At 71.5% G+C, this 21,310-nt stretch carries 20 protein-coding genes; 7 read left to right on the top strand and 13 right to left on the bottom strand.

The features are described 5' to 3' along the window. Positions 1–21 precede the first annotated feature (21 nt). On the top strand, positions 22–957 hold the full coding sequence (locus ABD366_RS09700) for an aminoglycoside phosphotransferase family protein (protein WP_324766590.1): 936 nt from the start codon (positions 22–24) through the stop codon (positions 955–957). On the opposite strand, the gene ABD366_RS09695 is transcribed toward ABD366_RS09700, so the two are convergent. The 7 genes from ABD366_RS09695 to ABD366_RS09665 all read right to left on the bottom strand — a co-directional run bounded on the left by ABD366_RS09695 (position 954) and on the right by ABD366_RS09665 (position 8,589). After that, a complete protein-coding gene (locus tag ABD366_RS09695) occupies positions 954–2,054 on the bottom strand; it encodes a mechanosensitive ion channel family protein (RefSeq protein WP_324766589.1) in 1,101 nt (366 codons plus the stop codon). The genes ABD366_RS09700 and ABD366_RS09695 overlap by 4 nt on opposite strands. 193 nt (positions 2,055–2,247) lie before the next feature. Then, on the bottom strand, positions 2,248–3,267 hold the full coding sequence (locus ABD366_RS09690) for a Gfo/Idh/MocA family protein (RefSeq protein WP_324766600.1): 1,020 nt from the start codon (positions 3,265–3,267) through the stop codon (positions 2,248–2,250). Between the two features lie 5 nt (positions 3,268–3,272). Next, positions 3,273–4,289: a Gfo/Idh/MocA family protein gene (locus tag ABD366_RS09685; protein ID WP_324766588.1), complete on the bottom strand. Its 1,017-nt coding sequence runs from the start codon at positions 4,287–4,289 to the stop codon at positions 3,273–3,275. A 46-nt stretch (positions 4,290–4,335) separates the two neighbouring features. Next, positions 4,336–5,172: a carbohydrate ABC transporter permease gene (locus ABD366_RS09680; protein ID WP_324766587.1), complete on the bottom strand. Its 837-nt coding sequence runs from the start codon at positions 5,170–5,172 to the stop codon at positions 4,336–4,338. Continuing rightward, on the bottom strand, positions 5,165–6,133 hold the full coding sequence (locus ABD366_RS09675; protein ID WP_324766586.1) for a carbohydrate ABC transporter permease: 969 nt from the start codon (positions 6,131–6,133) through the stop codon (positions 5,165–5,167). The genes ABD366_RS09680 and ABD366_RS09675 overlap by 8 nt, the downstream gene beginning before the upstream one ends. Then, complete coding sequence (locus tag ABD366_RS09670) at positions 6,133–7,398, bottom strand: ABC transporter substrate-binding protein (protein ID WP_324766585.1); 1,266 nt, start codon at positions 7,396–7,398, stop codon at positions 6,133–6,135. The genes ABD366_RS09675 and ABD366_RS09670 overlap by 1 nt, the downstream gene beginning before the upstream one ends. A 36-nt stretch (positions 7,399–7,434) precedes the next feature. Further along, on the bottom strand, positions 7,435–8,589 hold the full coding sequence (locus tag ABD366_RS09665) for an ROK family transcriptional regulator (RefSeq protein ID WP_324766584.1): 1,155 nt from the start codon (positions 8,587–8,589) through the stop codon (positions 7,435–7,437). A gap of 208 nt (positions 8,590–8,797) precedes the next feature. On the opposite strand from ABD366_RS09665, the gene ABD366_RS09660 reads away from it, so the two are divergent. Continuing rightward, the gene (locus tag ABD366_RS09660; RefSeq protein ID WP_324766583.1) at positions 8,798–10,051 is read left to right on the top strand and encodes an aspartate aminotransferase family protein; all 1,254 of its coding nucleotides are present in this window, start codon (positions 8,798–8,800) and stop codon (positions 10,049–10,051) included. 226 nt (positions 10,052–10,277) lie between these two features. Next, positions 10,278–11,741 (top strand): NAD-dependent succinate-semialdehyde dehydrogenase, encoded by a 1,464-nt coding sequence (locus ABD366_RS09655; RefSeq protein WP_411293628.1) that lies wholly within the window; start codon positions 10,278–10,280, stop codon positions 11,739–11,741. Between the two features lie 44 nt (positions 11,742–11,785). Here the strand turns inward: ABD366_RS09655 and ABD366_RS09650 are convergent, their stop codons facing one another. From ABD366_RS09650 to ABD366_RS09640, 3 genes are all read right to left on the bottom strand, one after another. Then, complete coding sequence (locus ABD366_RS09650) at positions 11,786–12,976, bottom strand: hypothetical protein (protein WP_324766582.1); 1,191 nt, start codon at positions 12,974–12,976, stop codon at positions 11,786–11,788. After that, positions 12,973–14,175 carry a hypothetical protein gene (locus ABD366_RS09645; protein ID WP_324766581.1) on the bottom strand — a complete coding sequence of 401 codons (1,203 nt, stop codon included), beginning with the start codon at positions 14,173–14,175 and terminating at the stop codon, positions 12,973–12,975. The genes ABD366_RS09650 and ABD366_RS09645 overlap by 4 nt, the downstream gene beginning before the upstream one ends. A gap of 237 nt (positions 14,176–14,412) precedes the next feature. Continuing rightward, a complete protein-coding gene (locus ABD366_RS09640; protein WP_324766580.1) occupies positions 14,413–15,624 on the bottom strand; it encodes a L,D-transpeptidase in 1,212 nt (403 codons plus the stop codon). A 293-nt stretch (positions 15,625–15,917) separates the two neighbouring features. On the opposite strand from ABD366_RS09640, the gene ABD366_RS09635 reads away from it, so the two are divergent. From ABD366_RS09635 to ABD366_RS43730, 3 genes are all read left to right on the top strand, one after another. Then, positions 15,918–16,829 (top strand): YceI family protein, encoded by a 912-nt coding sequence (locus ABD366_RS09635; protein ID WP_324766579.1) that lies wholly within the window; start codon positions 15,918–15,920, stop codon positions 16,827–16,829. A gap of 44 nt (positions 16,830–16,873) precedes the next feature. Next, positions 16,874–17,449, top strand: a complete 576-nt coding sequence (locus ABD366_RS09630; protein ID WP_344441479.1) for a putative immunity protein — start codon at positions 16,874–16,876, stop codon at positions 17,447–17,449. Positions 17,450–17,516: 67 nt separating this feature from the next. Then, the gene (locus ABD366_RS43730; protein ID WP_486388815.1) at positions 17,517–17,663 is read left to right on the top strand and encodes a hypothetical protein; all 147 of its coding nucleotides are present in this window, start codon (positions 17,517–17,519) and stop codon (positions 17,661–17,663) included. Between the two features lie 5 nt (positions 17,664–17,668). Here the strand turns inward: ABD366_RS43730 and ABD366_RS09625 are convergent, their stop codons facing one another. After that, positions 17,669–17,845: a hypothetical protein gene (locus ABD366_RS09625; RefSeq protein WP_324768717.1), complete on the bottom strand. Its 177-nt coding sequence runs from the start codon at positions 17,843–17,845 to the stop codon at positions 17,669–17,671. Between the two features lie 91 nt (positions 17,846–17,936). Then, on the bottom strand, positions 17,937–18,746 hold the full coding sequence (locus tag ABD366_RS09620; protein ID WP_324768715.1) for an SAM-dependent methyltransferase: 810 nt from the start codon (positions 18,744–18,746) through the stop codon (positions 17,937–17,939). Between the two features lie 154 nt (positions 18,747–18,900). Here ABD366_RS09620 and ABD366_RS09615 point away from each other — a divergent pair, with 154 nt between their 5' ends. After that, positions 18,901–19,761: a GNAT family N-acetyltransferase gene (locus ABD366_RS09615; protein ID WP_324768714.1), complete on the top strand. Its 861-nt coding sequence runs from the start codon at positions 18,901–18,903 to the stop codon at positions 19,759–19,761. On the opposite strand, the gene ABD366_RS09610 is transcribed toward ABD366_RS09615, so the two are convergent. Next, on the bottom strand, positions 19,711–21,219 hold the full coding sequence (locus ABD366_RS09610; RefSeq protein ID WP_324768713.1) for an amino acid permease: 1,509 nt from the start codon (positions 21,217–21,219) through the stop codon (positions 19,711–19,713). The two genes, ABD366_RS09615 and ABD366_RS09610, sit on opposite strands and share 51 nt — an antisense overlap. Positions 21,220–21,310 lie beyond the last annotated feature (91 nt).

Raw genomic sequence — 21,310 nt, 5'->3', positions numbered from 1 at the left:
ATCCCGCCGCGGAAGGTGACCATGGGCGTTCACAAGCTGCACTCCGACGAGGCCGACATCGACGAGACCCTCGTCCGGGCGCTGGTCGACGAGCAGTTCCCACGCTGGGCGGGCCTGGCGCTGCGGCACGTCGACTCGCACGGCACGTCCAACGTCCTGTTCCGGCTCGGCGACGCGTACGTGATCCGGCTGCCGCGCCGCAGCGGATCCGTGCCGGACTTCGCGAGCGAGCGCCGGTGGATGCCGCTCCTGGCCGCGCGGCTGCCGGTCGCCGTGCCCGAACCCGTCGCGGAAGGGCGGCCCGGACACGGATTCCCGTACCCCTGGGCCGTGCACCGCTGGCTGCCCGGCGCGATCCCGGACATCGGGCGCCTGGAGAAGCCGGAGGCGCTGGCCGAGGACCTGGCCGCGTTCGTCGACGCCCTGCGCCGGATCGACACCGCGGGCGCCCCGGGGGCCTACCGTGGCCGCCGCCCGCTCGCCGAGCGGGACAGCGACACCCGCGACGTGCTGGGCCGCCTTGCCGACACGATCGACGCGGACACCGCCCTCGCCGTCTGGGACGCCGCGGTGCGCGCCCCGCGCGGCCCGTTGCCCGATGTCTGGCTGCACTCCGATCTGCAGCCCGGCAATCTCCTCGTCGACGACGGCCGGCTCAGCGCCGTCATCGACTTCGAGTGCATGGGGACGGGCGACCCGGCGGTCGACCTCATCGTCGCCTGGTACGTCCTCGACGCCGGAGCGCGCCGCGTCTTCCGCGAGTCCCTGGGAAGGACCGACGCGGACACCTGGGCCCGCGGCAGGGGCTGGGCCCTGACCGTCGCGGCCCACGAACTCGCCTACTACCGGGAGTCGAACCCGTTCATGGCGCGGACGGCCGCGCGCGTCATCGGCGAGGTACTGGCCGAAGGCGGGGAGAGACCGCCCCTTGGATCACCGGCTGGAACCACTGACTAGATCACCGGCGTGATCGAGGAGTCGGCGGCCTGGGACGCGTCCCGCTGGTGCGGGATGACGACGGGCGCGCTGCCCTGCGCCAGCGCCACCGTGCGGGTCGGCGCCGGGATGCGGATGCCCTCCTCGTGGAAGCGCCGGTGCAGCCGCTTGATGAACTCGTGCTTGATCCGGTACTGGTCGCTGAACTCGCCGACGCCGAGGATCACCGTGAAGCTGATCCGCGAATCGCCGAACGTGTGGAAGCGCACGGCCGGTTCGTGCTCCGGCATCGCACCTTCGACGTCCTTCATGACCTCCGCGACGACCTCGATGGTCACGCGCTCGACGTGCTCCAGGTCGCTGTCGTAACCGACCCCCGCCTGTACGAGCAGCGTCATCTCCTGCTCGGGACGGCTGAAATTGGTCATGTTCGTACCCGAGAGCTGCGTGTTCGGGATGATCACGAGGTTGTTGGAGAGCTGCCGCACGACCGTGTTGCGCCAGTTGATGTCGACGACGTAGCCCTCCTCACCGCTGCTGAGCCGGATGTAGTCGCCGGGCTGCACCGTCTTCGACGCGAGGATGTGCACGCCCGCGAAGAGGTTGGCGAGCGTGTCCTGGAGGGCGAGCGCCACCGCGAGACCGCCCACGCCGAGGGCGGTGAGCAGCGGCGCGATGGAGATGCCGAGCGTCTGCAGGACGATCAGGAAGCCCATCGCGAGGACCACGACCCGCGTGATGTTCACGAAGATCGTCGCCGAACCGGCCACGGCCGCCCGGGACTGGGCCACCGCCCGGACGAGCCCGGTGACGATCCGGGCGGCGGTGAGCGTCGCCGCGACGATGACGAACGCGGTCAGCGCCATGTTCACGTTGCGCCCCGTGCGGGCGGTCAGGGGCAGCGCCTCGGCCGCCACCGCCGCGCCCGCGGCGACGGCGGCCCACGGCACGAGGGTGCGCAGCGCGTCGACGAGCAGATCGTCGCCGCTCCAGCGGGTGCGGCTGGCCCGCTCGCCGAGCCAGCGCAGCAGGATCCGCAGGAGCAGACCGGCCAGGAGCCCCGCGAGGAGGGCGACGCCCGCGATGATCAGGTCGTGGAGGTCGAGTCCGCGCGTCATCGGACGCCTCCCGGACACAACGCTGCGACGGGGCCGGGTATGTGATGTCTGGTCACGTGCACCTGCTCGGTAGGGAATGGGGCCGGCGCGGACGCCGAAGCGCCGCACGCCGGGCCATCCTGCCGCACACGGACCCCACTCCGTGACCACATGGGCGTCACACCGGCCATCGGCTCCCGCCTGACCGCCCCCGTTACCTCACGGCCACCGTGCGCCTCGCCCGTGCCGACTCGTACGCGGCTGCCACGATCCGCAGGGCCCGCAGTCCGGCCTCGCCGTCCGTCACCCCGATCGGTCCGGTGTCGTCCCCGTGGAGGAACGCGCGCAGCATCAGCGCGTCCAGGTCGACGCCGTAGGGGAGTTCGATCCCGGAGCGCGACGTCTCGCTGAAGCCGTGCACCTTCTGGTCGAAGGCGTCCATCTCCAGGGTGGCCCGGTCGCCGATGACCTGCATCGACAGGCCGCCCCATGCCGGATGGTGCTGCGGCTGGCTCCAGCTGCAGTCGATCGTGGCCACGGCGCCGTTCGCGTACGTGAGGGTGAGCAGGCCCGCCGTCTCGACGGGGACGTGGCCCTCGCTTTCGTACAGGACGTTGTTGGTCTGCGCGTACACGGAGGTCGCGGGGATGCCGCCGAAGAGGTCGTCGAGAAGGTCGGCGATGTGCACCGTGTGGTCCATCAGGGCGCCGCCGCCCGCGAGTTCGGGGTCGACGAACCAGCGGCGCCGCTCTCCGGGCATATAGCCGTTGTTCGCGCCGGACACCGCGAGCACCTCACCGGCCGTGCCCGCGCGGACCGCGTCCCGCACCGCGAGGTAGGCGGGGCTGAACCGCACCGGGTGCGCCACCGCGAGCCGCACCCCGGCCGCCCGGCAGGCCTCGACCATGGCCGCGCCGTCCTCGGGCGTGGTCGCGAGGGGCTTCTCGCAGAGCACGTCCACGCCGTGCGCGGCGGCGAGTTCGACCAAGGGGCGGTGCCGGACGTTCTCGGAGCAGATCACCACCTTGTCGGGCCCCCAGGCGAACAACTCCTCATACGTGTCCACGTAGTCCACGCCGAGCTGGGCCGCGAAGTCCTTGCCGCGGACCTCCCCCGGCGCCGCCAGATCCGTCTCGGGGTCGGCCGCCAGGACCTCCACCCCGTCCATCGTGGCGAGCAGGCGCGCGAAGCCGCCCGCGTGGACGTGGGCGAACGACAGCACCCCGACTTTCATGCCCTTCACAGCCCGGCCTCCTCGGTCGGCTTCAGTTCGACGGGTTCTCCGGTGCGGGCGGACTCGGCGGCCGCGGCCGCGATCCGGACCGCCTCGACGCCGTCGCGCGCCAAGACCCGGGGCACGGCCCCGCCCGTGACGGCGGCCGCGAAGTCCCGCAACTCCGTCAGATAGGGGCTCTCCGTCATGGGGCTGCCGGGGATGCCCTCGCCGGCCGCGCGTGCGCCCTGGGCCAGCACCCGGAACCCGGTGTGGGCGGTCGAGTCGTGCTCCAGGATCCCGCCGGACCCGGCCACCCGGTACGTGGTGCGGAACGGAAGGTCCGGCAGGCCCCACACACCGAGGACATGGCTGACCGCGCCGGAGGCGTGTGTGAGCACGGCCGTGCCCGTCGCCACGTCCCCGGCGGTCGCGCCCGGTTCCTGGCGGCCGCGGACCTGCGCGTGGACGCGGACCACCTCGCCTGCCAGGAGGCGGGCGAAGTCGAGGTCGTGGATCATCTGGTCCATCAGGATCCCGCCGGACAGGGCCGGGTCGGAGAACCACGGCGCCCAGACCGGGTAGCAGCCGGAGCGGGTGAACCGCAGGACGGCGGGGACACCGATGCGGCCCGCCACGACGGACTGCGCGAGCGCCGCGTACGCCGGGAAGTAGCGCACGACGTGCGCCGGGAACAGCAGCACTCCCGCGGCCTCGGCCGCGTCCACCATCTCCTGCGCCTCGTCGACGCTCAGCGCGAGCGGCTTCTCGCAGACGACGTGCTTGCCCGCGGCGATCGCGTCGAGCACGAGGTGGCGGTGGGTGAACGTCGGGGTGCACACGTCCACGACGGTGCTGCGCTCCAGCAGCTCGGCGAGGCTGTGCACGGCCGTCACACCGAACTCGGCGTACTGAGCAGCCAGTTGTTCCGCGTGACCGTCGGTGGACAGGATCGTGACGCGTGCGCCCAGCTCCGTCCAGGCGGGCAGATGGGCGCGGGCGATGCCGCCGGCACCGATCAGGCCCACGTCGAGGCGTGCCATGTAGGTCCTTTCCAGCAGGGGTTCATCGAGGTGTTCGAGAGGAAGGTCAGCCCTTCGTGCCGCTCTGGGCGATGCCCTGCACGAAGTGCCGCTGGAGGAAGAGGTAGAGGAGGATCATCGGCAGGCTGGCGATCAGCGAACCGGCCATCATCACCGGGTAGTTGGTCTCGAACTGCCCCTCGAGGGAGGTCAGTCCGGCGCTGATCGGCATCTTCGCCGGATCGGTGTTCACGACCAGCGGCCACAGCAGGTCGTTCCAGGACCACATCGCCGTGATCACCGCGAGTGCGGCCAGGGCGGGCCGGATCAGCGGCAGCATGATCGACCAGAAGATGCGGAACGGGCCCGCGCCGTCGATCCGGGCCGCTTCCTCCAACTCCCGTGGCAGGGACAGGAAGAACTGGCGCAGCATGAACGTGCCGAACGCGCTGAACATGCCCGGCAGGAACAGTGCGGGCGGTGAGTTCAGCAGGCCGAGCCGCTGGATGATGTCGTACTGGGGCAGGATCAGCAGCGACGACGGGACGAGCAGCACGGACAGGAACAGGGCGAACAGCACGTTCTTGCCGCGGAAGCGCATCCGGGCGAAGGCGTACGCGGCGAGCGAGCAGAACACGAGCTGGCCGAGGGTCCGGCCAACCGTGTTGATGACGCTGTTGCCGAGCATCTCCCCGTAGGGCAGCGCGGTGAACACGTCCTGGAACGCGGCCCAGTTCCACCGCTCGGGAAGGAACGTCGTCGGTACGTGCACGGCTTCCGGCAGCGTCTTCAGCGCGGTGAGGAGCTGCCACAGGAACGGGAAGACCATCACGAGCGCGCCGAGCGACAACAGGAGGTGCGTGGCGACGGCGCCGCCGTCCACGCGGCGCAGGCGGTCACGCATAGTGCACCCACTTCTTCTGGAGGCGGAACTGCAGGAAGGTCAGCGCCGCGGTCAGCAGCATCAGGAGGAACGCGAGCGCGGCCGCCGCACCCTGGTTGTTCTGCTGGAACGCCCATTGGTAGAAGAGGCTCACCACGGACTGCGTGGAGCCGAGCGCCGGATTGGTCGGGCTCATCATCACGTAGATCAGGTCGAACATCTGCAGTGAGTTGATCACGCAGATGACCGCCGCGAAGAAGATGCTCGGGGTGAGCAGCGGCAGCGTGATCGTGAAGAAGCGCCGCACCGGGCCCGCGCCGTCCAGCTCGGCCGCCTCGTAGTAGTCCTGCGGAATGCCCTTGATCCCGGCGATGAAGATGATCAGGTAGTAGCCGACGCTCTGCCATACGGAGACGACACCGATCGCCCACAGCGCGGTCGACGGGTCCGAGGCCCAGTAGTGCCGTGAGACGCCGAACCACGACAGCATCTCGTTCAGGAGACCGAAGTTGCCGTTGTACAGCCAGTTCCAGACCAGGCCGACCGCGACCGGCAGCGTGACGAACGGGATGAAGTACAGGGCGCGGTAGATCCCCACACCGCGCAGCCCGCGCCGGTTCAGGAGCGCCGCCACCGCGACCGACAGTGGCAGCGTGATCAGGCCGATCGCCCCGTACAGCAGCGTGTTGCCGACGGCGCGCCACACGGTGACGTCCTGGACGACCCGGGCGTAGTTGTCGCCGCCGGTCCAGGAGTGGCCGCCGAACGGGCCGAAGTGGGTGAAGCTGAAGCCGAACGTCTGGATCATCGGCCAGATGTAGAACACCAGGAAGCCGACGCCGATCGGCGCGATGAACAGGTAAGCGGCTCTCTGCGTACGGGAGTTGGGCCCTCTGCTGCCGCCGTCCGGGCCGGGCTTCGAGCGGGGCTTCCTGATCCGGCCGTCCGCCTCCGCGGCGGCCGTCGACGGGAACACGGCCATCACTTGCCCTCCTCGTCGAGCGCCCGGTCCATCTGCTTCGCCAGCGTCCGTGCCGCCTGCTCCACGCCGCCCTTGCCGCTGAACGGAGCACCGAGCAGCAGGTACTCCTGGTCCTCCCAGACGGCCGTGTTGCGTGAACTCGGGTACGGAACCGCGTAGTCGAGCATGTCGATGAAGCAGCGCAGATCGAACTCCGGCATCGACTTCAGCCAGGCGTCCTGCGTCCCCTCGTACGAGGAGATGGTGATGCCGCCCTTGGCCTGGATCTGTGCCGCCTCGCGCCGCGCCATGAAGTCCACGAACTTCCAAGCCGCCTGCTTTCTACGGGACTTGGCGCTGACCACATTGGCGAGACCGTGGATGACGGTGGCCCGCTCGCGGCCCTTGGGCAGCACGGCGACACCGCCGTGGTCCTTGATCTCCGGACCGGCGTACATGAGCGACGCCATCGCGGAGAGGTCGTAGTTCATCGCCACCTGCTCCGACAGGAACAGATTGCGGGCCCGCACCTCCGACATGGCGCTCTGCGGCGGCGACCAGCCCCGGTCCACGAGGTCCGTCCAGAACCGCAGCCCCTCGATGGACCGCGGATCGGCGAACCCGGAGCGCCCGTCGCGCAGCACGTAGCCGCCGGCGCCGAACATCGTCGGGTAGAACTTGGCCTGCCGGTCCATCTCGGCGGCGATACCGTAGACCCGCTTCCTGGGATTCGTCAGTTCACGTGCGGCGTCCCGCAGATCGTCCCAAGTCCATGTCTCGTCCGGGTACTTGACGCCCGCCCTGTCGAAGAGCGCCCTGTTGTACCAGAGCCCGATGGTGTCGAAGTCCTTCGGAAGCCCGTACTGCTTGCCCTGGTACGCGTAGATGTCGATGAGCGCCTCGGGGTGCTTGCCGACCGGGGTGCGGTCCCGGGCGATGTGCTCGCTCAGTGGCTCGAGGGCGCCGTTCGCCGCGTACAGCTGGATGTTCACCGCGTTCATCCAGAACACGTCGGGCGCGGTGCCGCCCCGCATCGACGTGCGCAGCGTCGTCCAGTACGACGACCAGGGGGTGAGCTGGATCTCCACGGAGATCCCGGGATTCTCGCGCTCGAAAGCGTCGATGACCTGCTGGAGCACGGGCGCCTGCGCGACGTCCCAGATGCCGTACGAGAGGGTGGTGCGGCCGCGCGCCGAGGCGGTGTCGGAAGCTCCGCCGCCGCTACAGCCGGCGGCGAGCGGGGCCGCCGCCGCGAGCGCACCACCGATCAGCGTTCTCCTGCGCATACGCGTCTCCCATCGATAGGAGGGGGTCGGAACGGGTCAGAGCGGAGCGGTCGGTCGTAACGGGCCCGCGATACGCGGGAGTTCGGCTTCCACGGCGTCCAGGGCGCGGCGCACCGCGCCCAGGGCCACGCCCTCGCGGCCGAGCGTGCTGACCACGATGCGCGGCACGTGCAGGGTCAGAGGGCGCAGATGTCCGGTGAGGAGCGGGACGAGCGGATCGCCGACGGGCGCCAACGCTCCCGAAAGCACCAGCAGTTCGGGGTCGAGGGCGAGGACGAGCGCCGCGATGCCGGGAGCGACTCCGGCGAGATACCGGTCGAGGACATCGAGAGCCTCCGCGTCCCCTGCCCGTACGGCGCGCGCGAGGGCGTCCGTCCCGGACTCGCCGGGGCGCCCGTCCAGGTCGAGGGCTTTTCCGGCCTCGTCCAGGCCCAGTTGGGGCAGGATGCCCAGTTCGCCCGCGCCGCCTCTGCGCCCCCGGTGCAGCCGGCCGTCGATCATCAGGCCGCACGAGATGCGCCGGCCCACGAGCACGCACGCCACGTCGTCCGCGAGGACCGCCGCGCCGCGCCAGTGCTCGGCCAGCACGGCCAGGTTCACGTCGTTCTCCACGAAGACGCGGCAGGGGATGTCGTCCGCGAGCCGGCGCGCGAGATCCAGGTCGGTCCACTCCGGCACGACCACCGAGACGATCCGCCCCGTGTCGTCGACCATGCCCGGCACGCCCACGCCCATCGACCACACGTCACCGGGCCCCACACCCTGATCGGCGAGGAAGCGGCGCAGCCGGCCGCGCAACAGCTCTATGCGCTCGGCGCCCGTCAACTCCGCCGGAAAGTCCTCCCGTTGCCGCGCGACGACCTGCCCGTCGAGCCGCGCTAGCAGCAGTACGAGCTTCTTGAGCCCGATGTCGACGCCGACCACGTGCCCTGCCTCGGCACGGAACCGGACCCGGCGCGCGGGCCGTCCCGGTGCCCGCCCGGCCGCCGGGGCGTCGGTCTCCGCGATCCAGCCCTGCGCGGCCAGCTCCTCCACGAGCGCCTCGACCGTCGGCCGGGACAGCCCCGTCGAGGTGGCGAGGCCGCTGACGGTCTGCGGGCTCTCCTGCCGCAACGCCCGCAGCACCACCGCGGTGTTGAGACCGCGCAACGCCGCGAGGTCGTGCCCACGCGCCCTGTCGTGCACCGCCATGGCCTGAAATCCTCCGAGCACCAATCGGACGGGTTGTGCAGGACTGTTGCATAACTCACATGGCTTGGGAAGCCTGCCCGTACCGAAATTACGCAGAACTCCTGTGAATTGAAGGAGCCGCGCCCGGCCGGACCGCGACGGAGGTGGCCGGAGATCGTCACACATGCCCCATTGACGCCCGTTCGGCCCGGCGCCGAGGGTGGAGGGCATGACCCAACTGTCCGAGCATCTGCGCCAGGCCACCCCCGTCGTCGCGCAGCGCGGGGAAGGCGTCCACCTCTACGGCATCGACGGCCGCCGCTATCTGGACTTCACCGCCGGGATCGGGGTCACCAGTACCGGCCACTGCCATCCCCGCGTCGTCGCCGCCGCGCAGGAGCAGGTCGCCACCCTCATCCACGGCCAGTACACGACCGTCCTGCACCAGCCGCTGCAACGCCTCGTCGAGAAGCTCGGCTCCGTACTGCCCGCGGGCCTCGACAGCCTGTTCTTCGTGAACTCGGGGAGCGAGGCCGTCGAGGCGGCGATGCGCCTCGCCCGGCAGGCCACGGGGAAGCCGAACATCGTGGTCGCGCACGGCGGTTTCCACGGCCGGACCGTGGCGGCGGCCTCGCTCACCACCTCCGGCACCAAGATCCGTACCGGGTTCGGCCCCCTCATGGCGGGGGTGGCCATCACCCCCTTCCCCAACGCCTTCCACTACGGCTGGGACGAGGAGACGGCCACGCGGTTCGCGCTGCGCGAGTTCGACCACCTGTTGCAGACGGTCACCGACCCCGACGACACCGCGGCGATCCTCGTCGAACCGGTCCTCGGCGAGGGCGGCTACGTCCCCGCGAACACGGCCTTCCTCCAGGGCCTGCGCGAACGGGCCGACCGGCACGGCATCCTCCTCGTCCTCGACGAGATCCAGACCGGCGTCGGCCGTACCGGCCGCTTCTGGGGCCACGACCACTTCGACGTCAGGCCCGACGTCCTGATCACCGCGAAGGGCCTGGCCAGCGGCTTCCCCCTGTCGGGCATCGCGGCACCGGCCGACCTGATGCACAGGGCCAGGCCCGGCTCGCAGGGCGGCACGTACGGCGGCAACGCGGTCGCCTGCGCGGCGGCCTGCGCCACGCTCGACGTCATCGCCGAGGAGGGCCTCGTCGCCAACGCCGCGGCGATGGGCGCCCGGCTGCGCTCGGGCCTGGCGGACCTCGCGGCGAAGACCCCGGCCATCGGCGACGTGCGCGGCCTCGGCCTGATGCTGGCGAGCGAGTTCACGACCCCGGACGGCGACCCCGACCCGGCGACCGCCCTGCGGGCCCAACAGGCGGCGGCGGACGAGGGCCTGCTCCTCCTCACCTGCGGCCCGTGGGGCAACGTGGTCCGCATGATCCCGGCACTGGTGGTCACAGAACCCCAGGTGGACGAGGCCCTACGCATCTGGCGCTCAGCGGTGGCGACGGCAACATCCTGAACGCGACGAGCCCGTACCCCGCCAGGGGCGCGGAGACCGGCGTTTACAACGACGACGAACCCGTGCCCGCCAGGGGCGCGGGGAACGGCGCGAGCAACCACGACGAACCCGCACGCAGCGACCGACGCCGCACACACGCCCCTTCGAGGGGCGCGGGGAACTGCGCGAGCAACCTCGACGAAACCCGCACCCGGCGGACGCCCCCCGGCAGCACCTGGAGCCGACCTTGACCACTCCACCCCCCGTCATCCAAGCCGTCCCGAAGCAACTCCACATAGCCGGCACCTGGCAGAACGCGGCAGCGCCCCGCACGATGCCCGTGGACAACCCCGCCACCGGCACCACCCTCTGCGAAGTCGCCGACGCAGGCCCCGAGGACGGCCGGGCCGCCCTGAACGCGGCACAAGCGGCACAGAAGGCCTGGGCGGCCACAGCCCCCCGCACCCGCTCGGAGATCCTGCGCCGCGCCCACGAGATCATCCTCGACCGCACCGAGGACCTCGCCCTCCTCATGACCCTGGAGATGGGCAAACCCCTGGCGGAGGCCCGCGGCGAAGTCACGTACGCCGCCGAGTTCTTCCGCTGGTTCGCCGAGGAGGCTGTCCGGATCGACGGCGGCTACGCCACCAGCCCCGACGGCCGCAACCGCCACCTCGTCCTGCGCCAGCCGGTGGGCCCCTGCCTGCTCATCACGCCCTGGAACTTCCCGCTCGCCATGGGCACCCGCAAGATCGGCCCCGCCGTCGCCGCGGGCTGCACCATGATCCTCAAGCCCGCCCCGCAGACCCCGCTGTCGTCCCTCGCGCTGACCGGGATCCTGACCGAGGCGGGCCTGCCGCCCGGCGTCCTGAACACGGTCACGACGAGCGACGCGGGCGGCCTCGTCGAACCCCTGCTGCGGGGCGGCGGCATCCGCAAACTGTCCTTCACCGGTTCCACGCAGGTGGGCCGGATCCTGCTCGCCCAGTGCGCCGACACGGTGGTGCGCACCTCGCTCGAACTCGGCGGCAACGCCCCGTTCATCGTCTTCGACGACGCAGACATCGGGGCGGCCGTGGACGGCGCGATGGTCGCCAAGATGCGCAACATGGGGGAGGCGTGCACCGCCGCGAACCGCATCTACGTGCACAGCTCGGTCGCCGGGGAGTTCGCGAGCCGGCTGACCGCGCGAATGTCGGCCCTGACCGTCGGGGACGGCACCGCGCCCGGCACCGACGTCGGGCCGCTCATCGACGCGGCGGGCCGCGCCAAGGTGGACGCGCTGGTGCGGGACGCCGTGGACCGCGGCGCCAAGATCCTGACCGGCGGCGAACTCCCCGCCGGAGACGGCAACTTCTACCCGCCGACCGTCCTCACCGAGGTTCCGCGCGACGCCGCACTCACCGGCACCGAGATCTTCGGCCCCGTGGCCGCGCTGTTCACGTTCGACGACGAGGAGGACGTCGTACAGGCCGCGAACGACACAGAATGGGGCCTCGTGAGCTACGTCTTCACGCGCGACCTGGACCGTGCGCTGCGCGTCGGCGAACGCCTGGAGACCGGCATGGTCGGCCTCAACACCGGGCTTGTGTCGAACCCGGCGGCCCCCTTCGGCGGCGTCAAACAGTCGGGCCTCGGCCGGGAAGGCGGCCGGGTGGGCATCGAGGAGTTCCTGGAGTACAAGTACCTGGCCGTCCCCACAGGCTCATAGCCGCGCGACAGCGGCTCGCACCCACCCCGCCCACATCGCCCCGCTCACAACCGCTCCACCGCCCGGAACCCGGCAAGCCGGGACATCAACGCCCGCGCGGACGGCGCGAGTTCCGCCACCGGCACCTCCTCGCCCGCGTTCAGCAGTCCGACGATCGCGGACAGTTCGGCCCCGGTCAGATCGGTCTCCAGAACGTGCCCGCACGCGGCCACGAGCCGACGGCCCGCGGTCTCCGCCCACACCACCCGCTCGACGGCCCGCACCGCGTCGTCGTCGGTGAAACGGCCGGGCCGGGCGGGCGGCGGTACGGGCCGCAGCCCGCCGTCCGTCGCATGCAGCAGCGCCTCGCGCGCCAGCCTCCGCCGCATCGCCGTCGGCCGCGCGGCCTCTCGATAGTGCGCGAGCGCGTCGACAAGTACCGGCGGAAGCAGCTCCGAAGCCGCGCGGTCCGCCTCACCCGCGTCGAGCACACCCTCCGCGTCTTCCTGTACGAGGATGTCGTCACCGCCCCAACGTGCCTGCGGATAGGCCGGGTTGGGGCCGGGCGCGAGCAGTGAGCGCAGTCCGTGGCCGGGCCCGGGCGCGGTCCGCGGGACACCCAGGTGCACCAGGCCCGCGGGCGACCTGCTGGATTCGGTGACGTAGCGCTGACCGGCGGGCCAGTAGAGCAGGTCGCCGGGCGCCGGCCGGGCGGCGAGCCATCGGCCGGCCCGCGCCAGACGCAACCGTGGCCGTCCGAGCAGGGTGTAGAGGAACGTGGCACCCGGGGTGCGCGACAGCCGTTCGGAGCCGCATGTGCCGTGGTGCAGCGTGGTACTCGCCCCGAGCAGCGGCTGCCCCGTGCGGTCCCACAGTCCGGCGAGGAAGTTCCGCGCCCTGAGCCAGACCGGGTGGTGGAAGGCGTGCAGGCCGCGCACGACGAGATGGAACGGCTCGCGCCCCGACTGCCGGAGCAGGCGACGGCCGTACCGGGCGAACGAGCCGTCCTCCGGCTGCGGCAGCAGATCCCCGGGGTCGGCCAGGCGGCGCGGTCCGAGGGCGAAGCTCACCGGCCCCGCCGAGGGACGCCGCGCCGCGGTGACGGCACTCTCGAAGACCTCGTGCGCGTCGAACGGGGCGACCCCGAGCGCGGCGCCCCTGATCAGCACGGGCCCGCGATCCCAGTACGCGTCGACGAACGTGTCCCAGTCGAGCGACTCCAGGACATCGACCGAAGCTGCGGGGACAGGACTCACGACTCCAGCTCCAGGGCACGTACGCGGTACAACTCATCGACAAGAGATGCGAGTTCGGGGCTTTCGGGGCGTAGGTCACAAGCCTGGGCGAGCGAGGCGACACTGATCCGCGAGACAGTGCCGAGGCGCGCGAGCACCCGGCGGACCACCGGGGAGGTGCTACGGCGCGCGTGTCCATGGGCGGCCCAGATCAACGTGCCGGCACCGGCCCGCAGGCGCAGGATCTCGGTGGTGCGTCGTAATCGGTGGTACGGGGTGAGCGCGACGCCCGCTCTGGGCGGCGGCGCCGGGTCGAGGCCCGCCGCGGAGTGCAGTCCGGCCCAGCGCAGCAGCAGCGCCTGCTCGGGTTCGTCACGGGCGAGCGCCGCGGCGTAGCGCTCGGCGGGCTCGGTGAAGCGGTCGGCGGGCGTGAGCCGCCCGTCGGGGGCGGCGGGCACGGGGTGCGGTGTCGTGGGCTGCTCGTCGCCGGGCAGCGGGTGGCGCCGCAGGACCTCCCGGACCACCTCGCCGACGTAGGGGAGGGCCGCGGTGGTGCGGGCCGGCACGGTCAGGCGCAGGGTCGTGCACGGCCGCGTACGGTCCTCCAGATGGGTGCTGCCCGCCGGCCAGTGCACCAAGTCACCCGCTGCGGCGTGCAGTTCGAACTCGGTGCCGGTGTGCTCGGGCCGTACCCGCATCGTCAGGGAGCCGTCGAGGACCCAGGTGAGCGCGGCCGCGTCGGGGCGCGCCCCGAACTCCTCGGTGGCCTGGTGCCGGGTGCCGACGGCCAGTTCGGCGGTGACGGGCAGCGGGGGCCGGCCGACGTGCCGCCACAGTCCCGCCACGGCGTCCCGGACCTGCGACCAGAGGGCGAAGTCGAGCCTCAGCGCGTGATTGGCCGTCAACAGCCAGCCACAGCGGCCGAGTTGGCCGGGTCCGGACAGGCGGGCGGCGTAGGCGGCGGTGTCCCGGTCCTCGAGGGAGGGCAGCAGCGGCCCGGGATCGTGCAGCACACCGTCGGCCACGGCGAGCCGCATCCGTGTCGGCCGCGGGGCGCCGGCCGCGGCCACCAGAAGGCGGTGGGCCCCCGCCGCGTCCAGGCCGGGCCGCGGCGCGTCCGGCACGACCACCGGCTCTCTCGCCCAGTACTTCTCCGCGAAGTGCCGCCATGCGTCGGTGGTCCGGGCGGGCGCGGAGGACGGTTCGCAGTCGCGGTTCATCGGCGCTGGGATCTCCTCGGTCCCTCGTCCGGGGCGGCGTGACGGGCCCGGCGACCCTGCCAGAGGCATTCCGGCGCCGTCAACGCCGCACGGACAACCTGTGCACATCCGGCGCGGAACGCGTTCCCTGTCCCGCTGGTGTACTGCTGCCCCACAGCTGCGATCCCATCCCATTCCACCGCACCGCGCAGCACCGCACCGCTCCCATCCCTCCGCCGTACTCCCGCCCCGGGGCGCTCAGACCGCGCTGCCCGCCTGCCAGTCGGCCCACGACATGTTCCAGCCGTTGAGCCCGTTCGCCGGATTGACGGTCTCCTCGCCCGAGCGCCGTACCTCCACCACGTCGCCGACGATCGAGCTCTTGTAGAACTTCGCGCCCGGTGTCGACGGATCGTCCGCGCCCTGGGTGTCCCGCAGCCCGACGCAGCCGTGGCTGGTGTTGCTCGTGCCGAAGAGGGACGGCGAACCCCAGTAGTTGCCGTGGATGAACGTGCCCGACGTGGTGAGCCGCTGGGCGTGGGGCACGTCGTCGATGTCGTACTCGTCGCCGAGGCCCACCGTCGTCGAGTCCATCCGGGTCTCCTCGAACCGCTCGGAGATCACCATCTTCCCCGCCCACGTGGGGTGTTCGGCGTCGCCGCCGCTGACGTCGTACGTGGCGATCTCCTTGCCGTCGCGCCGCACGGTCATCGACTTGGCCTTGAGGTCGACGACGCTGATCTGTTCGCGACCTATGTGGAACGTGACGTCCTTGTCCTGTGTGCCGAACACCCCGTCGGCGCCCTCGACGTCCTTCAGCCGCAGACTCAGCGTGATCTTCGTGCCGGCCTTCCAGTACGCCTGCGGGCGGAAGTCGAGCCGGGTGTCGCTGAACCAGTGCCCGGCTGTCGCCACGTCCGGGTCCGCGGTCACGGTGATGGCCTTCTGCACCGCGGCCCGGTCGGTCACGGCCTTGGTGAAGGTGATCGAGACGGGCATGCCGACACCGGACGTCGAGCCGTCCTCCGGGGTGAAGTAGCCGACGAAGGTGGCGCCCGGCTTCTTCGTGGTGAAACGGGTGATGTGCGCGGAGCCGCCGCCGTCGACCGTGGTCTTCACCGTGTACTCGGTTCCGGAGGCGGGGTGGGCGGACGAGGTCCACTTGGTCCGCCCGTCGTTGTACGTCCCTTGCAGACGGGTTCCGTCGGCCGCCGCGACCGCGACCGCGCTCAGGGTTCCGCCGGAGACCGCGACGGTGACCGGAGCGCCGAAGCCGGCCTGCCGTGTCCCGTCGGCCGGGGTGACACTGACCTTCGCGCTGTCGGCGGACCCCCCGGCCGTGCCGTTCGCCCCCGCCTCACCGCCGCACCCCGCGACCGTCGCCACCGAGGCCACGCCCAGCGCGGCGAGCACCCCGCGCCGCGACCAGCGGTCCGTTCCGTCCGCCGCCCGAACTCGAGAGTCACCCACACCGCGCCTTCCTGATCCATGGCCCTTGCGGTGTCGAATGGTGCCCGGGCGACCTGGGTGAATCCTTGGAAAAGGGCGCGCTTGTCTTAAATCTTCCTTTGAGGGTCGCAATCTTCCCCTCGGGCCGCGTGCTGCCCGTACGTGTGGATCCGGACATGTGGATCCGGACGTGTGGATCTTGTGAAACGCCGGGGCGGTGGGGAACGGAATACGGGATTCCACCGCAATTGCGCCGGTGGGGCCCATGGCAAGGTGATCACGGATCGTCAATTGCGTCGGAAAGGTTCGTCCTCATGCCTCTCGCCCTGTTCCGCCGGAAGCGGGCCGGTTCCGCAGCGCGGGGAGCCGGACTCGCGCATCCTGTGCCGTCCGGCGCGGGCGCCTTCCACTGCCAGGTCACCGACCCGTTCGGGCAGTCGATGCCGGGCGCCGAGGTGACTTTGACGACCACCGACACCGGGCGGGTGGCGGCGAAGGCCACGACCGACCCGTACGGCCTCGTCTTCCTCACCTTGCAGCCCGGCCGCTACGGCGTGCTGATCGCGGCGGAGGGGCTCCAGCCGCACCAGCAGACGATCGAGGTGCTCGCCGACGCGACCTCCCCGCTCACCTCGGTCCAGCTCCACCCGGGCCGCCCCCCGGAGCTCCCGGGCCCCGGTACCTGGCTCTTCGACCCGCCGCACACCGCGATCCGGTTCATCGCCAAGCACGTCGGCATGGCCCATGTGCACGGCCGTTTCACCCGCTTCGAGGGCGGCATCCACGTCGCGCCCGACATGGCGGACTCCCGCGTCGAGGTCCGTATCGACGCGGCGTCGATCGACACGGGCAACAACACCCGCGACAACCACCTGCGTTCGGCCGACTTCCTGGACGTCGAGCGCTACCCCTACGTCCACTTCTCCTCCGACCGGTTCCTCTACCGGGGCGGCTCCAAGTGGACCCTTCAGGGCGCCCTGACGATGCACGGCGTCAGCCGCACGGTCGACCTCGACACGAACTATCTCGGCGTCGTCAACGGCGGCTACGCGGAGGAACTGCGCTGCGCCGCCCTCGCCACGGCGGAACTCCACCGCGAGGACTACACCCTCAACTGGCGGACCATGCTGGCCCGCGGCATCGCGGTGGTCGGCCCCACGGTCAAGCTCGAACTCGACGTACAGGCGATGTACCGCAGCCACGACACCCCGACGCCGCCGGAGTAGACCCGCCCCCGCTCCCGGCAGCCGCCCGGTGGGAGGATCGTGCCGTGCCGAACGACGCGGACTCCATCGAACTGGGCGAACACGAACTCCGCGAGATCGCGGGCTACGCGGCGCAGTGTGCGCGCAGGGTGCTGCCGCTCTACGAGCGAGGACTGCCCGTAGGCGCGCCGGCCACGTCCGATGCGGCCGGTGTCCCGGATGCGCGCCCACGCGCGGCCGTGGAAGCGGCGGAGGCCTTCGCCGCGGGCGGCCGTCGCACGAGCGCGCTGCGGCAGGCGGCGTGGGCGGCGTACAAAGCGGCCCAGGAGGCCCAGGAGACTGGTACGCCCGCCGCCGTCGACGCCGCGCGGGCGGCGAGCCATGCGGCCGCGGCCGCGTTCCTGCATCCGAAGGCGAGCGCGCACCAGGTGAAGCACGTTCTCGGTGCGGCGGCGCATGCCGCACGCGCCGAGGAGCTGGCGTCCGAAGCGGAGCCGGGGATCACCGTGGGGACGCTGGAGTGGGCCCGTCGGCACAGGCCCGACGCCGTCACCGCGGTGCTGCGCCGCCTGCCCGCGGCGCCGCCCGGCGGGGGCCGTGTGGGCGAGCTCATACGTGCTCTCGACGCCGCTCTGCGCTGACGGTGTTCCTCAGGGCCCGGCGCCGGAATGCGGCGCCCCGGGCCCTGTGGAATGGTGGGTGGGGTAAATGTCCCGTCACGCCCTGTATGGGTGGGCCGGGGCGATGAACCGCCCATTTATGCCCTTAGGAGGCGTCATGTCCTCGAAGCGCCGCCGTAAGAAGAAGGCCCGTCGCAAGCACGCCGCGAACCACGGCAGCAGGCCGCAGTCCTGAAGGTGTCACGCCCTCTGCACGAGTCCTTCACCGGCCACGGTCGCCCATTCCGTGACAAGAGCCTCGTACTCCGCCCGGTCCTCCGCGGTCAACTGACCACCCGTACGCGCCCACAGATCACGGATCTGCTGGTTGACCACGTCGGCGGTGCGCGCGGAGCGCGGGATGGGAGTGGAGGACATGTGAACGAGGGTAGGGGATCGGTACGGCTATGCGCTCCGATCTGTCACGTGGGCATCGCCATGTGTGATGTTCGCCATTCGAGGCAACCCCTCACGGCTTACGTGCCACCCCCGCGTACAGCGGCACGGCGGTCCCGTCCCGCTCCTCGTCGACGGCCAGCTCCGGATGCCAGTCCGGCAACCAGACCACGCCCGGGTCGAGAAGCTCCAGTCCCGCGAAGAACTTCGTCATCTCCTCGCGCGAGCGCGGCACGAGCGTGACCCCGCCGGCCGCGTACATGTCGACGGCCTGCTTCGTGCGTTCGGGGTCGTAGTCCGACGCGAGTTGGGACAGCACCAGGTAGCTGCCCGACGGCAGCGCGTCCACGAGCGTACGGATGATGTCGTACGCCCCCTGCTCGTCCGGGATGAAATGCAGCAGGGCGATGAGCGAGACCGCGACCGGGCGGTCGAAATCCAGAATGGTCCCGGCCAGTTCGAGGATCTTCCGCGGCTCGCGGGCATCGGCCTGGAGGTAGCGCGTCACGCCCTCCGGGGTGCCGCGCAGCAGCGCCGCCGCGTGGGCCAGCACGATCGGGTCGTTGTCGACGTAGACGACGCTCGTCTCGGGCGCCGCGGTCTGTGCGACGCGGTGCAGGTTCGGCTCCGTCGGTATGCCCGTGCCGATGTCGAGGAACTGGCGGACCCCGAGCCGAGCCGCGAGCATCCGCGTCGCGCGATGCATGAACCAGCGGTTGTGCCGCGCCCCGTACCTGGCCGACGGCTCCATCGTCGTGATCTGGCGCGCGAGTGCCTCGTCCACCGGGTAGTTGTCCTTGCCGCCGAGGTACCAGTCGTACACCCGGGCCGGGTGCGGCTTGCTGGTGTCGATGGCGGGCGGGGCGAGGGACGGGTCCGTCATGGGTCAACTCCGGGATCTGCGCGACCTGTTCGAGCGTACGTCCGGTCATCCTGCCGTACGGGTGTGACGCGTGGGGCGTAATCGGGGAGGATGGCCGCTGCCTCGGACCGTGCCGGGCGGCCGAGGGAGCCGTACGCGAACAGGAGCGGTACGCATGAGTGACGTCCCCCAGCGGCTCGACATCTCCCGGGCCGCTCTCGCCGACTGGCCGGTGATCCGCGGCTGGGCCGCCGACGAAGGATGGAACCCCGGGCTCCTGGACGGAGACAGCTTCTTCGCGCAGGACCCCGAGGGGTTCTTCCTCGGGCGGCTCGACGGGGAACCCGTCTCGGCGGTCTCCGTCGTCAACTACGGGCCCGCGTACGCCTTCCTGGGCTGTTACCTCGTCCGACCCGACCTGCGCGGCCTGGGCCACGGCCTCGCCACCTGGCGAGCCGGCCTCACGCACGCGGGGCGGCGCACCATCGGCCTCGACGGCGTCGTCGCCCAGCAGCACAACTACCGGAAGTCCGGCTTCGCACCGGCCCACCGCACCGTCCGCTTCACCGGGACCGTCCCGACCGAGGCCCCGGACGCGGCGGCCATGGCCGCCGACGGGATCGTGCCGATCGGTGACGACCTCGCGCCCGTCCTCGCCTACGACAGCGCCTGCTACCCCGCCGACCGGCCCCGCTTCCTGACGTCCTGGCTCACGACGGACGGCCACACGGCGCTCGCCCGCTTCGTCGGCGGCCGTGTCACCGGGTACGGCGTGGTGCGCCCCGCGCAGGACGCGCGGCGGATCGGGCCGCTCTTCGCGGACAGCGCCGACGACGCGCGCGCCCTGTTCGACGCCCTCGCACCCGGCAGCGGCCCGGTCGGCATCGACGTACCGGAGACGAACGCCGAGGCCGTCGCGCTCGTCGGATCGCGCGGCCTGACGGCCGGGTTCGAGACGGCCCGGATGTACACCGGTCCCGTCCGGTCATTCGCCCAGGACCGCGTCTTCGGAGTGACGACGCTCGAACTCGGCTGACTCGGCCGGGCGTTGCGGCGTGGCGTAGCTGTCCTTCGCCGCGTACCACCACGCCGTCGCGAGCAGGAGCACCACCGCGAGCGCCACGACCGCGTAGTTCATCGAGCTCACGGTGACCGGCGAGGCCTGCGGCAGACAGAACAGCACGGTCACGCACGCCACCCACACCACCGCGACCCAGCCGATCGGCCGGCTCCAGCGGCCCAGATGCCACGGGCCGCGCTCGAACCGGTCGCCCGCGCGCAGCCGCAGCAGCACGGGGATCGCGTACGCGGGCGTGATGCCGATGACGTTGATCGCGGTCACCGCGCCGTACGCGGTCGCCGACCACAGCGACGGCAGCGCCAGCACGCATGCGGCCCCCACGGACAGCCACACCGCCGCGACCGGCGTACGGGTACGGGTGCTCACCCGGCGCCACAGCCGCGAACCCGGCAGCGCCCCGTCCCGGCTGAACGCGAACACCATCCGGCTCGCCGCGGCGACCTCCGCGTTGCCGCAGAAGAGCTGGGCCACGATCACCACGAGCAGCAGCGCGGTGGCGCCGCCCGAGCCGAGCGCGTCGAGGAGGATCTGCGCGGGCGGCACCCCCGTCCCGCTCTCCCGCGTCCCCGCGTAGTCCTGGATGGCGAAGGTCAGCCCCGCGAGCAGCGCGAACCCGGCGATCCACGACGCCCAGATCGCCCGCACGATGCCGCGCGCCGCCGCCACCGACGCCCCGGACGTCTCCTCGGAAAGGTGGGCGGAGGCGTCATAGCCGCTGAACGTGTACTGCGCGAGCAGCAGCCCGATCGCGGCGACGTAGATCGGGTTGTGCCAGCCGGTGTCGTTGACGAAGTGCGTGAAGACGAACGACGGCGACTGATGGTGGTCCGGCACGAACGCGAGCGCGCCGACGATGGCTCCGACGCCCGCCAGATGCCACCACACGCTGATGGAGTTGAGGATGCTGACGAGGCGTACGCCGAAGAGGTTCAGGACGGCATGCAGAAGCAGGATCACCACGAAGATCAGCATCGTCTTGCCCGGCGTCGGGGTGAAACCCCACTGGAGGTTCAGGAACGCGCCCGTGAACAGGGCCGCGCCGTAGTCGATCCCGGCGATCGCGCCCAGCAGACCGAGCAGATTCAGCCAGCCCGTGTACCAGCCCCAGCGGCGCCCGCCGAGCCGGTCCGCCATGTAGTAGAGAGCGCCCGACGTGGGGTAGGCGCTCGTCACCTCCGCCAGCGCGAGGCCCACGAACAGCACGAACAGGCCGACGCCCGCCCAGCCCCACAGCATGACGGCGGGCCCACCGGTGCCGAGCCCGAAGCCGTACAGGGTCATACAGCCGGACAGGACGGAGATCACGGAGAAACTGATGGCGAAGTTGCCGAAGCCGTTCATACGGCGGGCCAGGACGGGCCGGTAGCCGAGGGCACGCAGGCGCTGCTCCTCGTCGGGCGGGGCGCTCGACACGGTGTCTCCTTTGGTGGGGGGCGGGGGTGCGGCCGCCCATGATCCATGCGCAGTGCCGCAACGGCCAGAGGGCGCAGCGAAGTTGGTGTCC

The sequence above is a fragment of the Streptomyces kunmingensis genome, assembly GCF_039533535.1.
In the GTDB taxonomy this organism is placed as follows: domain Bacteria; phylum Actinomycetota; class Actinomycetes; order Streptomycetales; family Streptomycetaceae; genus Streptomyces; species Streptomyces kunmingensis.
The sequence above is the reverse complement of the archived record's forward strand: the minus strand, read 5'-3'. Positions and strand labels throughout refer to the sequence as shown.

Coding starts and splice junctions, on each gene's coding strand:
- ABD366_RS09695 (WP_324766589.1), bottom strand. CDS start 2,054: ATGACGCGCGGACTCGACCTCCACGACCTGATCATCGCGGGCGTCGCC.
- ABD366_RS09620 (WP_324768715.1), bottom strand. CDS start 18,746: ATGACGGACCCGTCCCTCGCCCCGCCCGCCATCGACACCAGCAAGCCG.
- ABD366_RS09615 (WP_324768714.1), top strand. CDS start 18,901: ATGAGTGACGTCCCCCAGCGGCTCGACATCTCCCGGGCCGCTCTCGCC.
- ABD366_RS09700 (WP_324766590.1), top strand. CDS start 22: ATGGGCGTTCACAAGCTGCACTCCGACGAGGCCGACATCGACGAGACC.
- ABD366_RS09680 (WP_324766587.1), bottom strand. CDS start 5,172: ATGCGTGACCGCCTGCGCCGCGTGGACGGCGGCGCCGTCGCCACGCAC.
- ABD366_RS09670 (WP_324766585.1), bottom strand. CDS start 7,398: ATGCGCAGGAGAACGCTGATCGGTGGTGCGCTCGCGGCGGCGGCCCCG.
- ABD366_RS09625 (WP_324768717.1), bottom strand. CDS start 17,845: ATGTCCTCCACTCCCATCCCGCGCTCCGCGCGCACCGCCGACGTGGTC.
- ABD366_RS43730 (WP_486388815.1), top strand. CDS start 17,517: ATGTCCCGTCACGCCCTGTATGGGTGGGCCGGGGCGATGAACCGCCCA.
- ABD366_RS09660 (WP_324766583.1), top strand. CDS start 8,798: ATGACCCAACTGTCCGAGCATCTGCGCCAGGCCACCCCCGTCGTCGCG.
- ABD366_RS09685 (WP_324766588.1), bottom strand. CDS start 4,289: ATGGCACGCCTCGACGTGGGCCTGATCGGTGCCGGCGGCATCGCCCGC.
- ABD366_RS09665 (WP_324766584.1), bottom strand. CDS start 8,589: ATGGCGGTGCACGACAGGGCGCGTGGGCACGACCTCGCGGCGTTGCGC.
- ABD366_RS09690 (WP_324766600.1), bottom strand. CDS start 3,267: ATGAAAGTCGGGGTGCTGTCGTTCGCCCACGTCCACGCGGGCGGCTTC.
- ABD366_RS09635 (WP_324766579.1), top strand. CDS start 15,918: ATGCCTCTCGCCCTGTTCCGCCGGAAGCGGGCCGGTTCCGCAGCGCGG.
- ABD366_RS09645 (WP_324766581.1), bottom strand. CDS start 14,175: ATGAACCGCGACTGCGAACCGTCCTCCGCGCCCGCCCGGACCACCGAC.
- ABD366_RS09675 (WP_324766586.1), bottom strand. CDS start 6,133: ATGGCCGTGTTCCCGTCGACGGCCGCCGCGGAGGCGGACGGCCGGATC.